The sequence below is a fragment of the Buttiauxella sp. genome, from assembly GCF_049686335.1.
Classification (GTDB): Bacteria; Pseudomonadota; Gammaproteobacteria; order Enterobacterales; family Enterobacteriaceae; genus Buttiauxella.
Window position 1 is genome coordinate 48,827 of the sequence record NZ_JBAVHX010000010.1, and the last position, 13,817, is coordinate 62,643.

13 protein-coding genes are annotated in these 13,817 nt (G+C 49.1%); 12 read left to right on the forward strand and 1 reads right to left on the reverse strand.

Annotated elements, in window-relative coordinates; genetic code table 11:
* The first annotated feature begins 4 nt into the window (after positions 1-4).
* From WBL83_RS08885 to otsA, 8 genes are all read left to right on the forward strand, one after another.
* Positions 5-1,210 (forward strand): glycoside hydrolase family 88 protein, encoded by a 1,206-nt coding sequence (locus WBL83_RS08885; protein WP_424588802.1) that lies wholly within the window; start codon positions 5-7, stop codon positions 1,208-1,210.
* Between the two features lie 45 nt (positions 1,211-1,255).
* Positions 1,256-1,813 (forward strand): DJ-1 family glyoxalase III, encoded by a 558-nt coding sequence (locus WBL83_RS08890; protein ID WP_424588803.1) that lies wholly within the window; start codon positions 1,256-1,258, stop codon positions 1,811-1,813.
* A gap of 855 nt (positions 1,814-2,668) precedes the next feature.
* Positions 2,669-3,169: a cupin gene (locus WBL83_RS08895; protein ID WP_424588804.1), complete on the forward strand. Its 501-nt coding sequence runs from the start codon at positions 2,669-2,671 to the stop codon at positions 3,167-3,169.
* Positions 3,170-3,443: 274 nt separating this feature from the next.
* The gene (locus tag WBL83_RS08900; RefSeq protein WP_424588805.1) at positions 3,444-4,433 is read left to right on the forward strand and encodes an arabinose ABC transporter substrate-binding protein; all 990 of its coding nucleotides are present in this window, start codon (positions 3,444-3,446) and stop codon (positions 4,431-4,433) included.
* A 182-nt stretch (positions 4,434-4,615) separates the two neighbouring features.
* Positions 4,616-6,130 carry an L-arabinose ABC transporter ATP-binding protein AraG gene (araG, locus tag WBL83_RS08905; protein WP_424588806.1) on the forward strand — a complete coding sequence of 505 codons (1,515 nt, stop codon included), beginning with the start codon at positions 4,616-4,618 and terminating at the stop codon, positions 6,128-6,130.
* Positions 6,131-6,144: 14 nt separating this feature from the next.
* Positions 6,145-7,179, forward strand: a complete 1,035-nt coding sequence (araH, locus tag WBL83_RS08910) for an L-arabinose ABC transporter permease AraH (RefSeq protein ID WP_424588807.1) — start codon at positions 6,145-6,147, stop codon at positions 7,177-7,179.
* Positions 7,180-7,310: 131 nt separating this feature from the next.
* Complete coding sequence (gene otsB / locus WBL83_RS08915; protein WP_424588808.1) at positions 7,311-8,114, forward strand: trehalose-phosphatase; 804 nt, start codon at positions 7,311-7,313, stop codon at positions 8,112-8,114.
* Positions 8,089-9,513 (forward strand): alpha,alpha-trehalose-phosphate synthase, encoded by a 1,425-nt coding sequence (otsA, locus tag WBL83_RS08920; protein WP_424588809.1) that lies wholly within the window; start codon positions 8,089-8,091, stop codon positions 9,511-9,513. The genes otsB and otsA overlap by 26 nt, the downstream gene beginning before the upstream one ends.
* A gap of 195 nt (positions 9,514-9,708) precedes the next feature.
* Here otsA and uspC read toward each other — a convergent pair whose 3' ends face one another.
* Positions 9,709-10,131 carry a universal stress protein UspC gene (gene uspC, locus WBL83_RS08925; protein ID WP_424588810.1) on the reverse strand — a complete coding sequence of 141 codons (423 nt, stop codon included), beginning with the start codon at positions 10,129-10,131 and terminating at the stop codon, positions 9,709-9,711.
* Positions 10,132-10,935: 804 nt separating this feature from the next.
* Between uspC and flhD the strand changes: the two genes are divergently transcribed.
* The 4 genes from flhD to motB all read left to right on the forward strand — a co-directional run bounded on the left by flhD (position 10,936) and on the right by motB (position 13,817).
* Positions 10,936-11,286: a flagellar transcriptional regulator FlhD gene (flhD, locus tag WBL83_RS08930; RefSeq protein WP_424588811.1), complete on the forward strand. Its 351-nt coding sequence runs from the start codon at positions 10,936-10,938 to the stop codon at positions 11,284-11,286.
* Between the two features lie 4 nt (positions 11,287-11,290).
* A complete protein-coding gene (flhC, locus tag WBL83_RS08935) occupies positions 11,291-11,869 on the forward strand; it encodes a flagellar transcriptional regulator FlhC (RefSeq protein WP_424588812.1) in 579 nt (192 codons plus the stop codon).
* A gap of 128 nt (positions 11,870-11,997) precedes the next feature.
* The gene (motA, locus tag WBL83_RS08940; RefSeq protein WP_424588813.1) at positions 11,998-12,891 is read left to right on the forward strand and encodes a flagellar motor stator protein MotA; all 894 of its coding nucleotides are present in this window, start codon (positions 11,998-12,000) and stop codon (positions 12,889-12,891) included.
* Positions 12,888-13,817 carry a flagellar motor protein MotB gene (gene motB / locus WBL83_RS08945; protein ID WP_424588814.1) on the forward strand — a complete coding sequence of 310 codons (930 nt, stop codon included), beginning with the start codon at positions 12,888-12,890 and terminating at the stop codon, positions 13,815-13,817. The genes motA and motB overlap by 4 nt, the downstream gene beginning before the upstream one ends.

Genomic DNA, 13,817 nt, shown 5'->3' on the forward strand with positions numbered 1-13,817 from the left:
CGTTATGACCCGTTCTGAAGTCACTGAAAAAGTTGTGACCGAGCCACTGCGCCCTATTGAATTGCATCAGGTCGACCGCCTGGCGCTGAAACATAAGCTGGATAAGGCGTTGCAAAGCGTCACTAAAAAGCTGGATAAGACCATTGTTATCGTTGGCGACAAATTCCCTAACGAAGCCTGCGAAGGCGGCAAATGGATACCTGCGGAAAATAACGAGTGGACGACCAGTTTCTGGCCGGGCCAACTATGGCTGGCGTGGGAGATGACCGGCGATGATAAATATCGCCAGGCGGCGGAGCGTTATTTGCCCTCTTTTAAACAGCGTTTAGACCAGCGCATTGAAACCGCGACTCACGATTTGGGCTTCCTTTATACGCTTTCATGCGTCAATGCCTGGCGTTTAACCGGCAATGAAACCGCCCGCCAGACCGCGCTGCAAGCGGCCGATATCCTGATGGAGCGTTTTAATCCGGTAGCCAAGATTATTCAGGCTTGGGGCGATTTGAATGATCCAGAACAACAGGGGCGGATGATTATTGACTGTAATATGAACCTTCCGCTGCTTTATTGGGCAAGCCAGCAAACCGGCGATGCCCGTTATGCGCAGGCCGCAACAGCCCACGCGCAGCAGGCGGCGAAGTACATTGTTCGCCCGGATTCCTCCACATTCCATACCTTCTATATGGATGTGGAAACCGGCGAGCCGCGTTTTGGTAATACCCATCAGGGCTTCAGTGACTCATCGTGCTGGTCGCGCGGGCAGGCGTGGGGCATTTACGGCTTCTTGCTCACCTACCTGTACACCGGTGACAAAAGCATGGTGGATCTCACCCGCAGCCTGGCGCATTACTTTATCAACCGCCTGCCGGAAGATGATGTCTGCCACTGGGACCTGACACTGTTGGGAACGGATGCAGTACGCGACAGTTCAGCGGCGGCGATTACCGCCTGCGGCCTGCTGGAGCTGGTGAAAGTGCTGCCGGTGTTAGACGAACATCGCGCACATTACGAAGAGATGGCGCTGCGCATTATCCAGTCGCTGACCGATAACTATCTGGCGCGTGACGATGAAGCGTGTGAAGGCTTGCTGAAACACTCGGTTTATCACATGGCAAGTGGCAAAGGCGTCGATGAATGCTGTAGTTGGGGAGACTATTTCTACCTGGAAGCACTGGCACGCGTGCGTCAGGTGTGGAGCCTCTACTGGTAAATATTTCGCCCCCGTAGCCAGGCGGGGGCAACATGGAGAGTCGAGATGAAAACCGTTGCAGTCCTGTTGGCCCCGGGTTTTGAAGAAGCCGAAGCCATTGTCACTATTGATATTTTACGCCGCCTGAAAATTAACGTTCGCACCCTGTCCTGCGTGGATACCCGTGCAGTGGTGAGCTACCACGACATTCCGATGGTGGCGGATGACACGTTAAGTGAATGTTTTGATGACACTTTCGATGCAGTGGTATTGCCTGGCGGCCCTGAAGGAAGCGTCTTTTTGGCCGGCAACGCTAACGTGATTGCCTTTGTACGCCGTCATGACGAATTGGGTAAATTCATCTGCCCAATTTGTTCTGCGGCTGCGCGTGTACTGGGCGGAAATGGTTTACTGAAAGGCCGCCGCTATGTCTGTTCTGGTGATTTATGGCAGCAGGTGCAGGACGGGGAATATGTCGACGCTGATGTCGTTGAAGATGGCAATCTGATAAGCGGAAAAGGTCTGGGTAAAGTATTTGATTTTGCACTGACTGTAGCCGCACGTCTGGAAGGGGATGAAGCCCCAGCGCGTGACCACGCGGATCATATTTATTATCCGTGGTAACGCCAGAGACTCAGGGGATATATTCTTCCCCTGAGTTTTCTTATTAAAACAGGTTTTAAGAGCACTCTCCTCTGCTATTTCAAAACACTCAATTATATCCAATGTATATCCCCACTACTTATTAATTATATTGGGAGGTTTGATTTCAGCCTTTATGAATTTCTCAATTGTCATTAATTTAATTTGGCAGTTTAATTCTCTTTGATATTTAGTTTTTAAATGAAAACTTGTGGATGCAGGTTTTCATTTTTATTCTGTAATGAAATATTATCAATTTAACAATTGTAGTCATGTTTAAACCAAGATCTTGTTTGTGAAAATAAATAAGAATTAAAAACATCATTAAATAAATAACAAATGCCACCACGGGGCTTTTAATATCATGATTTTCAAATCGAAGATATACTCCTTGAATTATCGATATAATTGATATAATGATTGTGGAGCCCGATGCATTGTCAGCAGTGACAACAATATGTTTCTGAAAATTACCAGGCTCGGATTCTGGTATCGGTTTTCTTTCCAAACGATACCACTTTCTCATCGCATGAAAATTATTTTTCATAGACAGTAGTTCACGGTAGGTAAAACCACTATTTAATATTAATTGTTTTTTGTTCATTATCGGCTTACATCCATGTAGAAAAGAGTATCCTTTACAAGCAGCTAAATAATACAAACTATTGCAAGTGAAGGGTAGGCAATAATTTATATTTTACTCATTACATAAAATCAGTGAATTTATAAGTTAATAATCATATCTAAAAGCAATCAATTAATTATATCCTTTATGTCTTAATGACCAAATAACCATGCAGACTCTTCTATACTTACTCCTTTAGCCAGGAGTCAGTCATGTCTATCGAACTGGAAACTCTGAATTTAAATCAACCCTGCGGCGGGGTGCCAAACAGTGCGTTGCCGCTGCTGCTTTACCATCATGTTTCCCATGACCCGCATTTAGCTGAAATCTTCGAGCATCTGTTTGCCGAAAACGGCTGGCCGCCGCGCTGGCGTTACCCGGTTTTCACTTATACCCATTTCCATTCCAATACCCATGAAGTACTGGGCGTCTATGCCGGCAATGCAAGAATACAGTTTGGTGGCGAAGACGGGCCGATTGTGGATATCGCTCGCGGTGATGCAGTGTTAATTCCCGCAGGCGTGGGCCACAAACAAATTGCCGCGTCGGAGGATTTTATGTGTGTCGGCGCATACCCTAAAGGCCACGAGCCTGACAAGTTTATTGATAAACCCGGCCAGCTTGAAAAAGTGCAGGGCAATATCGCTCAAGTTGATAAACCCAAAACGGACCCCGTATTGGGCGAGCAGGGTGGAATCTGCCAGTTCTGGTAGTCCGGTTAGCCGCAGGGAAGCACTGACTGAACTTATGGAGAAATTAGCTAAGTCAACTTTTATTCATCATACATATCCCTCCTTTTTTATGTCTTTTATAGCTGAATACATGCACGGTTTTACTGTATTTCTGGCGTGTGATTGCGCTCTCCTATGGATTATTAATTTCCCGCTACAACTATCTCAAGCCTTGAGAGCTTAAAGCCTGCACTGCTAATGGCTTGTTTTAACTAAACCTTACCCTACATAAAATAAAATCGAGCGGGAGTTTCCCATGCACAAATTTACTAAAGCGCTGGCGGCCATTGGTATCGCCGCGGTTATGTCACAATCCGCTATCGCAGAAACAATGAAGCTCGGTTTTCTGGTTAAACAACCAGAAGAGCCGTGGTTCCAGACTGAATGGAAATTTGCTGATAAAGCCGGGAAAGATCTCGGTTTCGAAGTGATCAAAATCGCCGTTCCGGACGGTGAAAAAACCCTGAATGCTATAGACAGCCTGGCGGCCAGCGGCGCGAAAGGCTTTGTGATTTGTACGCCGGACCCAAAACTCGGTTCGGCGATTGTTGCCAAAGCAAAAAGCTACGACATGAAAGTGATTGCCGTGGATGACCAGTTCGTCACCGCCAAAGGTACGCCAATGGAAACCGTGCCATTAGTGATGATGGCCGCCACCAAAATCGGCGAACGTCAGGGGCAAGAGTTGTACAAAGAGATGCAAAAACGCGGCTGGGACGTGAAAGAGTCCGCGGTGATGGCGATTACGGCGGATGAACTCGACACGGCTCGTCGCCGTACCTCCGGTTCCATGGACGCACTGAAAGCGGCTGGTTTCCCGGAAAAACAAATCTACAAAGTTCCAACCAAATCTAACGACATCCCAGGGGCATTTGATGCCGCGAACTCCATGTTGGTTCAGCATCCTGAAGTGAAACACTGGCTGATTGTCGGCATGAACGACAACACCGTGCTCGGCGGCGTGCGCGCTACTGAAGGCCAGGGCTTTAAGGCGCCGGATGTGATTGGCGTGGGCATCAACGGTGTGGATGCGGTCAGCGAACTGTCGAAAGCACAGGCAACAGGCTTCTATGGTTCACTGCTGCCTAGCCCGGACGTTCACGGTTATAAAAGTAGCGAAATGCTCTACAACTGGGTGACCAAAGGCGCTGAACCACCGAAATTCACCGAAGTGACCGACGTGGTGCTGATCACTCGTGACAACTTCAAAGAAGAGCTGGCGAAAAAAGGCCTCGGCGGTAAGTAATCCTGGATAACCTGGTGGTGGATGACGCTTGCGCTTATCCACCCTACTCAAACCTCGCCAACGTCAACACAAACTGTAGGTCGGATAAGCGCAAGCGTTATTCACCCTACTCAAACCTCACCAACGTCAACACAAACTGTAGGTCGGATAAGCGCAAGCGTCATCCGACATTGGGGTATGTCATGCAACAGAACACTCCGTATCTCTCTTTTCGTGGTATAGGCAAAACCTTCCCCGGCGTGAAAGCCTTACAGGACATCAGTTTCGACTGCTATGCCGGGCAAGTTCACGCTCTGATGGGGGAGAATGGCGCAGGAAAATCAACGCTTCTGAAAATCCTCAGCGGCAATTATGCGCCGAGTGAGGGCAGCATTGTCCTGCGTGGGGAACCCGTCACATTTGCCGACACGCCGGCGGCACTCAATGCCGGGGTCGCGATTATTTATCAGGAACTCCACCTGGTCCCGGAAATGTCGGTAGCCGAGAATATTTACCTCGGGCAATTGCCGCATAAAGCCGGATTTGTGAACCGTTCTCTACTGAATTACGAAGCGAAATTGCAGCTCGAACATCTTGGGCTGGATATCGATCCAGGCACGCCGCTGAAATATTTGTCCATCGGCCAGTGGCAGATGGTGGAAATCGCCAAAGCGCTGGCGCGGAATGCCAAAGTTATCGCTTTTGATGAACCGACCAGTTCGCTCTCGCGACGTGAAATCGACAACCTGTTCCGCGTCATCCGTGAATTGCGCGCCGAAGGCCGGGTCATTCTTTACGTTTCGCATCGCATGGAAGAAATTTTCGCTTTAAGTGACGCGATCACCGTTTTTAAAGACGGACGCTATGTGCGTACTTTTGACGACATGAAACAGGTCAATCATGACTCGCTGGTGCAGGCGATGGTCGGGCGTGATCTGGGTGACATTTATGGATGGAAGCCGCGTGAACATGGCGCTGAACGTCTACGACTTGAGAACGTAAAAGCCCCAGGTGTGCGCACACCAGTTTCACTTACGGTTCGCAGTGGCGAAATCGTCGGCTTGTTTGGTCTGGTGGGGGCTGGGCGCAGTGAATTAATGAAAGGGATGTTTGGCGGCACGCGCATCACCGAGGGTAATGTGCAGATTGATGGCGAGGTGATTAACATCAATAAGCCAGCCGATGCCATTCGCGCGGGCATGATGCTGTGTCCGGAAGACCGGAAAGCGGACGGTATTATTCCGGTGCATTCGGTACGCGACAATATCAATATCAGTGCACGGCGCAAACACATCAGCGCGGGCTGTCTGATTAACAACCGTTGGGAAACCGACAACGCCGCTTCACATATCCGCTCCCTGAATATCAAAACCCCTTCGGCTGAACAGCTGATCATGAATCTTTCTGGCGGCAACCAGCAGAAAGCCATTTTAGGACGCTGGCTGTCGGAAGAGATGAAAGTCATTTTGCTCGATGAACCCACACGCGGCATCGATGTCGGTGCAAAACACGAAATCTATAACGTCATTTATGCACTTGCGGCACAAGGTGTGGCGGTGCTGTTTGCCTCAAGTGATTTGCCTGAAGTGCTGGGGCTTGCCGACCGCATCATTGTGATGCGCGAAGGGGAAGTCGCAGGGGAGTTGTTGCATGGCGAAGCCAATGAACAGCAAGCATTAAGTCTGGCGATGCCAAAAACCAGTGCGTCTGCCGCATGAGTAAGGAGAGAAAAATGTCTGCATTGACTCCATCATCAACGAAAGCATCATCAACGAAAGCATCATCAACCAATGCCTCCTCGGGCGACAATAAGAAAAAGTCCTCCCTGAGTCTTGGGCGCATCTGGGACAACTACGGCATGCTGGTGGTGTTCGCGGTGCTGTTTATCGCCTGCGCCATCTTTGTGCCCAACTTCTCGTCTTTTGTGAATATGAAGGGTTTAGGACTGGCCATTTCGATGTCGGGAATGGTGGCGTGTGGCATGTTGTTCTGCCTGGCATCTGGTGATTTCGACTTGTCAGTGGCTTCTGTGATTGCCTGCGCCGGGGTCACCACGGCGGTGGTTATCAATATGACCGAAAGCCTGTGGATTGGCGTGGCGGCCGGATTGTTACTGGGCGTATTAAGTGGCCTGGTCAATGGTTTTGTCATCGCCCGCCTGAAAATCAACGCCCTGATTACCACCCTCGCCACCATGCAGATTGTGCGCGGCCTGGCGTACATCATTTCTGATGGTAAAGCGGTCGGTATCGAAGACGAGCGTTTCTTCACCCTCGGATATGCCAACTGGTTGGGTCTGCCTGCACCAATCTGGTTGACGGTCGGTTGCCTGATAATCTTTGGTTTCCTGCTTAATAAAACCACCTTTGGTCGTAACACGCTGGCAATTGGTGGGAATGAAGAAGCGGCACGCCTGGCGGGTGTGCCGGTGGTGCGCACCAAAATCATCATCTTTATTCTGTCTGGGTTAGTGTCGGCCGCGGCGGGGATTATCCTTGCTTCGCGTATGACCAGCGGCCAGCCAATGACGTCCATTGGCTATGAGTTGATTGTGATTTCAGCGTGCGTGCTAGGTGGTGTTTCGCTCAAAGGTGGGATTGGTAAAATCTCTTTTGTGATTGCCGGTATCTTGATCCTCGGTACCGTCGAGAACGCTATGAACTTACTGAATATTTCGCCATTCTCGCAATATGTGGTGCGCGGCTTGATCCTGTTGGCTGCGGTTATCTTTGACCGTTACAAACAGAAAGCAAAACGTACCGTGTAGTTTCTGCCACGGGGTCGCGATTAATCCTGGAAAATTGCGACACCCGTCACCCTGTCTATACTTACATGGCTAATCATAATCTCTCGTTACCGTTTCGGTGGCGAGATTAACCATGTAAGGAGGAGCCGCTGGTGGCCGAAGTCTCATCTGTACCGCCTCTACTTTCAGGAAACCTTGCCTTTTTCTTTGACCTCGATGGCACGCTAGCAGAAATCAAACCGCACCCGGATCAAGTCTACATTCCGGCCGCTGTGCGCACGCTGCTGCAAAAAATGTCAGTCATGAGCAATGGAGCACTGGCATTGATTTCAGGGCGTTCAATGGCTGAGCTCGATAAGCTCGCGACTCCATTTCACTTCCCGCTGGCGGGAGTGCACGGGGCAGAGCGCCGCGACATCAATGATAAGACTCAGGTGGTGACTCTACCGGAGCCTGTTGTCGCTGCACTGCAGGAACATCTCAGCGAGGCATTATTGCAGTTTCCTGGAACGGAATTAGAAGCTAAGGGTATGGCGTTTGCTATCCATTATCGCCATGCCCCCGAAGCAGCAGAGGCAGTCTTACAACTGGCACAATCAATGACGCAGCGCTATCCCGAGCTGGCGCTACAGCCAGGGAAATGTGTGGTGGAGTTGAAACCTTTGGGAATAGATAAAGGTGCCGCCATCCGCGCCTTTATGCAGGAAGTGCCCTTCGCCGGGCGTACGCCTGTGTTTATTGGCGACGATCTAACGGATGAAGCGGGATTTAAACAGGTTAATGCGCTTGGCGGATTGACCATCAAAGTCGGTGGTGGCGAGACCATTGCCAATTATCGACTGGCAAATGTTCGAATGGTTTATCACTGGCTTGGAAAATTAACGCAGCACATAGAACAACAAAAGTCAGATATTTTACGGGGAGAGGATTATGAGTCGCTTAGTAGTAGTCTCTAATCGCATTGCACCACCAGATGATAAAAAGACCAGTGCCGGTGGCCTGGCGGTGGGGATTTTAGGTGCGTTAAAAGCAGCAGGTGGATTATGGTTTGGCTGGAGCGGCGAAGTGGGTGATCCCGATGCTGCTTTAAAGAAGACCAAACGCGGCAACATTACCTGGGCGTCATTCAATCTGAGCCAGGAAGATTACGAAAGCTATTATCTGCAATTTTCTAATGCCGTACTTTGGCCGGCATTTCACTATCGTTTGGATCTGGTGGATTTCCAGCGCGAAGCCTGGGAAGGATATCGTCGGGTCAACTCTTTGCTGGCAAGTAAGCTAAAACCGGAACTGGAAAAAGACGACATCCTGTGGGTACATGATTACCACTTGCTGCCTTTTGCTGCCGAATGCCGCAAACAGGGGCTTGATCATCGAATAGGTTTCTTCTTACATATTCCATTCCCAACGCCTGAAATATTCAACGCGCTGCCGCCACATGCGGACCTCATCGAAGCACTGTGTGAATACGATTTGCTCGGCTTCCAGACAGAAAACGACCGTCAGGCTTTCCTCGATTGTGTCGCAAGCCAGACGCGTCTGGATAATCACGGGAAAAACCAACACCAGGCGTTCGGTAATACGTTTTCTACCGAGGTTTACCCGATTGGCATCGAGCCAAAAGAGATCAAAAAGAACGCAGAAGGGCCGTTACCACCGAAGCTTGCGCAACTTAAAGCCGAACTCGGTAGTATCAAAAACATCTTCTCCGTTGAGCGACTGGATTACTCCAAAGGGTTGCCCGAGCGCTTCCTCGCCTTTGAAGCGTTACTCGAAAACTATCCGCAACACCACGGTAAAATTCGCTATACACAAATCGCACCGACCTCCCGTGGCGATGTGCAGGCGTATCAGGACATTCGTCATCAACTGGAAACTGAAGCGGGGCGTATCAACGGTAAATACGGCCAACTGGGCTGGACGCCGCTGTACTATTTAAACCAGCACTTTGACCGCAAACTGGTGATGAAAGTGTTCCGTCATGCGGATGTCGGTCTGGTCACGCCGCTGCGTGATGGCATGAATCTGGTGGCTAAAGAGTATGTCGCGGCACAAGACCCGGCCAATCCAGGTGTGCTGGTATTGTCTAAGTTTGCCGGTGCGGCGAATGAGTTGTCGTCGGCACTGATCGTTAACCCTTACGACCGCGATGATGTTGCCGCTGCTCTGGACAGGGCGTTGACCATGCCGCTCGCCGAGCGTATTTCGCGCCATAGCGAAATGATGGCAGTGATTGAGAAGAATGATATTCATCACTGGCAGAAGAGGTTTATTGATGATTTAAAGCAGGCAGCGCCACGGAGTGAAAAGTCGCATTTAGACAAAAAGGTCGCGACCTTTCCCAAGTTGGCGTAACCGGTTCAGACAAATTTTCCAGCAAGTCGTTTAATGCTATCAAGGGAGCGTTATCGCTCCCTTGATACGTTGTTGTCATGCTGAAAATGGACATTGTGGGATGCCATCTCATGTCCAAAAAAGTGAAATCTTCATCGCTATCTTAACTTTTCTTATTGATCGCGCTTAATGGGCGCAACTTATCTTAAATCACTCTTATCTCAGCGGGACCAACAACACATCCACTTTGCTTGACTCGATAACTGCCTTCGCAGAGCAAATTATCTTGCTGAAAAAGGTGTGATTGTGGTTGCCACAAATCACTAAATCTATCTCTCTCTTAAGACATATAGCCATTATATGTTCACTTAATTCGCCCGTAGCAATAACGGTTCTGGCGATCGGGTAATCGGCTTTTTCAACAAGTTCATCAATAAAAATCTGCGTCTCTTCAAGCATTAACTCCCGAAGATTCTCCAGCATTGGCGCGGCGAATTGATTATACAGCTCGGGGTCTGAAGCGAGAGTGACGAGTGTGATTTGCCCATTTTCGGGTCGGGCAATAGAAACCGCCCGGGCGACCAGTAAATGACTTTCAGGACTGACGGCGACTGCAACCAGTATATTTTTGTAACTCATAACAACCTCCTGTTACCTGATAACCAGACGGTTAACATTTTCCTACAACAAAGTGCGATATTGCGCAAGGATAGTAACCATGGGAAATGTGAGCCTGCTCATGAAAATTGATTAATAACTCTAATGTAATAAGGATGTAATCAGATTGTGATGCAGTTATTGCTCGATTTTCCATCAAACTTTCGTATTATTTTTCGTTCATTACGTTGTCACCCGCCTTTACTGAGAAAACATCCTTTTTCATCAACAAAACATAACTTTACAAGGTGTTGTGTACTGAAGTTGGTGCATTTGTCAGAGTAATCGTTGGTGAAAGTAAAAATGCGATATAAATCACATAGCTAAGTGCTGTCCAACAAGCCCGGAAGCCAGTAAGTCATTAGATTGTTAGCCGGAAGAAACGGAAATACCAGATTAACGTAACGGATATTTCGAATTTGCTTGTAAAACGTCCAATTGAAAAGTCTTGCTGATGTTTGGGCTGGATACATATAGGAAAATATGTGATCTGCATCACATAAACTCCAAAATTCAGCGGCGATCGCATTGTATGTCTAAATGGCTGCGAGTAGAGTTTGCGCGGAATTAGGAAAAATCTTAATTTCTTACAAAAAATTAACGCTCAGATAAGAACGCACCTACAAGGAAGTCTCCGCCGATTTTTTGTATCGGTGGATTCAGTGCGTTTTATTGCTCAATTAATGAGCTTTATTGGTAGGTCTATTTTTAACCGGGATTTCCCGGCGACTCACGGGGTGCGGTTAAACCGCATGTATAAAAAGTACGTTTTTCAGGATGAACACAATGCATACATCCGAGTTGTTAAAACATATCTACGATATTAATTTGTCGTATTTACTCCTTGCGCAGCGCCTTATTAGCGGTGACAAACCTTCCGCAATGTTTCGTTTGGGCGTAACCGAAGAGATGGCCAATACCCTTAGCGAGTTAACCTTGCCACAAATGGTGAAATTAGCGGAAACCAATCAACTGATTTGCCAGTTCCGTTTTAGTGATAATCAAACCATCACCCGTTTAACACAAGACTCACGTGTGGATGATTTACAGCAAATTCACACCGGCATTTTGTTATCCACCCGTTTATTAAATGAGGTGTCCCCGATAGACGAGGCATCTCGTAAAAAAAGGGCATAACAAAATGAGCGAAAAAAGTATTGTTCAGGAAGCCCGCGACATACAACTGGCGATGGAATTAATCACGCTGGGCGCCAGATTGCAGATGCTTGAAAGCGAAACACAATTAAGCCGTGGCAGACTAATCAAACTTTATAAAGAGCTCCGCGGCAGTCCTCCGCCGAAAGGGATGCTGCCTTTTTCTACCGACTGGTTTATGACATGGGAGCAAAATATCCATGCTTCCATGTTTTGCAACACCTGGCAGTTCTTGTTGCGTACCGGATTATGTTCCGGCGTTGATGCGGTGATAAAGGCTTACCGCCTGTATCTTGAACAGTGTCCGGCACAAGAGGGCGGCCCGCTACTGGCGCTGACTCGCGCCTGGACACTGGTGCGTTTTGTTGAAAGCAATATGCTTGAATTGAGCAGTTGTAATTGCTGCGGCGGTAACTTTATCACCCACGCACACCAGCCTGTAGGCAGCTTTGCTTGTAGTTTGTGCCAGCCTCCATCCAGAGCAGTAAAAAGACGTAAACTTTCCACGAATACTGCCGATATTATTCCACAACTGCTGGATGAACAGGTCAAACAGGCCGTTTAACAGTTCGGTGTGGATAAACACTCCAGCAGCGATAAGCCATTATCGCTGCTTTTTTTTGCCCCGCGCCTGGCTGTTATCACCTCTGATTTGTGATTCCTCGTCACATTTAACAGCAGAAGGATGTACTCGTGCTGATTGTAATAGGTTATCTGGTCGTTATCGCGACAGTATTCGGCGGCTATATGATGACCGGGGGTCATCTTGGCGCACTCTATCAACCAGCTGAATTTATCATCATTGGTGGGGCGGGTGTGGGTGCCTTTATCGTGGGCAACAACGGTAAAGCGATTAAAGCGACGATTAAAGCGCTGCCATTACTGTTTCGTCGTTCTAAATACACCAAAAGTATGTATATGGATCTCATGGCGTTGCTTTATCGCCTGATGGCGAAGTCACGTCAGCAAGGGATGTTTTCGCTGGAACGTGATATCGAAAATCCTAAAGAGAGCGAGATATTTGCCAGCTACCCACGCATTTTATCTGATGCATTGATGCTGGATTTTATTATTGATTATCTGCGCCTGATCATCAGCGGGAATATGAACTCGTTTGAAATTGAAGCGCTGATGGATGAAGAAATTGAAACCCATGAAAGTGAAGCGGAAATACCGGCAAATAGCCTGGCAATAATGGGGGATTCCCTCCCGGCGTTCGGTATTGTGGCCGCGGTCATGGGCGTGGTTCACGCACTGGCATCGGCGGACAGACCGGCAGGTGAACTTGGTTCACTGATTGCGCACGCGATGGTCGGCACCTTCCTCGGCATTTTGCTGGCTTACGGTTTTATCTCGCCACTGGCGACCGTTCTGCGTCAAAAAAGTGCTGAAACCACCAAAATGATGCAGTGCGTGAAAGTGACCTTACTCTCAAGCCTTAACGGTTACGCGCCGCCTATCGCCGTCGAATTCGGTCGTAAAACCCTCTACTCCAGTGAGCGCCCATCGTTCATTGAGCTTGAAGAACATGTGCGTGCCGTTCGTTCACCGAATGCGCAGCAGCGTGCCACGGAAGAAGAAGTATGAAACACAACGCGCGCCCCATTGTTGTCGTAAAACGTCGCAAGCACAAAGGCCACGGCGGCGGCGCGCACGGTTCATGGAAAATTGCCTACGCTGACTTTATGACGGCGATGATGGCTTTTTTTCTGGTGATGTGGCTGATTTCAATCTCCAGCCCTAAAGAACTGGCGCAAATTGCCGACTACTTCCGTACGCCCCTTTCGGCGGCGATAACGGGTGGGCAACGTCTAGCCGACAGCCAGAGCCCGATCCCTGGCGGCGGCGATGATGTGACCCAACAGCAGGGCGAAGTCAAACGACAGCCCAATATTGAAGAGCTCAGAAAACGCATGGAAACCAGTCGTCTGAAACGACTGGCAGACAAACTGGATCAGCTGATTGAAGCGGACCCTAAGCTGCGTGCACTGCGCCCGCATCTGCAGATTGATCTGGTTCAGGAGGGGCTGCGGATACAAATTATCGACAGCCAGAACCGTCCCATGTTTAAAAATGGCAGCGCTGAAGTCGAGCCTTACATGCGCGATATTCTGCGCAGCATCGCGCCATTACTGAATGAATTTCCTAACAGAATAAGTTTGTCAGGTCACACGGACGATTTGCCCTATGCCATGGGAGAGCGTGGTTATAGCAACTGGGAATTGTCTGCGGACAGGGCAAACGCTTCGCGACGCGAACTGATGTCCGGCGGTCTTATCGACGGTAAAGTCCTGCGAGTGGTGGGCATGGCATCCACCATGCGCCTGACCAACCGCGGGCCTGATGACGCCATTAACCGCCGCATTAGTTTGCTGGTCCTGAATAAACAAGCTGAAGAGGCCATCGTGCACGAAAACGCAGAAAGCGAAAATCGGCCACTCAGCATTCTCCAACAACCTGCGGCCGTGGCACCGGCGCAGAACACATTACCGCCACAACCCGGTACGAGGTGA

Excerpts from the sequence above, each read along its gene's own strand:
- WBL83_RS08885 (WP_424588802.1), top strand. The coding sequence starts at position 5 with ATGACCCGTTCTGAAGTCACTGAAAAAGTTGTGACCGAGCCACTGCGC.
- WBL83_RS08890 (WP_424588803.1), top strand. The coding sequence starts at position 1,256 with ATGAAAACCGTTGCAGTCCTGTTGGCCCCGGGTTTTGAAGAAGCCGAA.
- WBL83_RS08895 (WP_424588804.1), top strand. The coding sequence starts at position 2,669 with ATGTCTATCGAACTGGAAACTCTGAATTTAAATCAACCCTGCGGCGGG.
- WBL83_RS08900 (WP_424588805.1), top strand. The coding sequence starts at position 3,444 with ATGCACAAATTTACTAAAGCGCTGGCGGCCATTGGTATCGCCGCGGTT.
- araG (WP_424588806.1), top strand. The coding sequence starts at position 4,616 with ATGCAACAGAACACTCCGTATCTCTCTTTTCGTGGTATAGGCAAAACC.
- araH (WP_424588807.1), top strand. The coding sequence starts at position 6,145 with ATGTCTGCATTGACTCCATCATCAACGAAAGCATCATCAACGAAAGCA.
- otsA (WP_424588809.1), top strand. The coding sequence starts at position 8,089 with ATGAGTCGCTTAGTAGTAGTCTCTAATCGCATTGCACCACCAGATGAT.
- uspC (WP_424588810.1), bottom strand. The coding sequence starts at position 10,131 with ATGAGTTACAAAAATATACTGGTTGCAGTCGCCGTCAGTCCTGAAAGT.
- flhD (WP_424588811.1), top strand. The coding sequence starts at position 10,936 with ATGCATACATCCGAGTTGTTAAAACATATCTACGATATTAATTTGTCG.
- flhC (WP_424588812.1), top strand. The coding sequence starts at position 11,291 with ATGAGCGAAAAAAGTATTGTTCAGGAAGCCCGCGACATACAACTGGCG.
- motB (WP_424588814.1), top strand. The coding sequence starts at position 12,888 with ATGAAACACAACGCGCGCCCCATTGTTGTCGTAAAACGTCGCAAGCAC.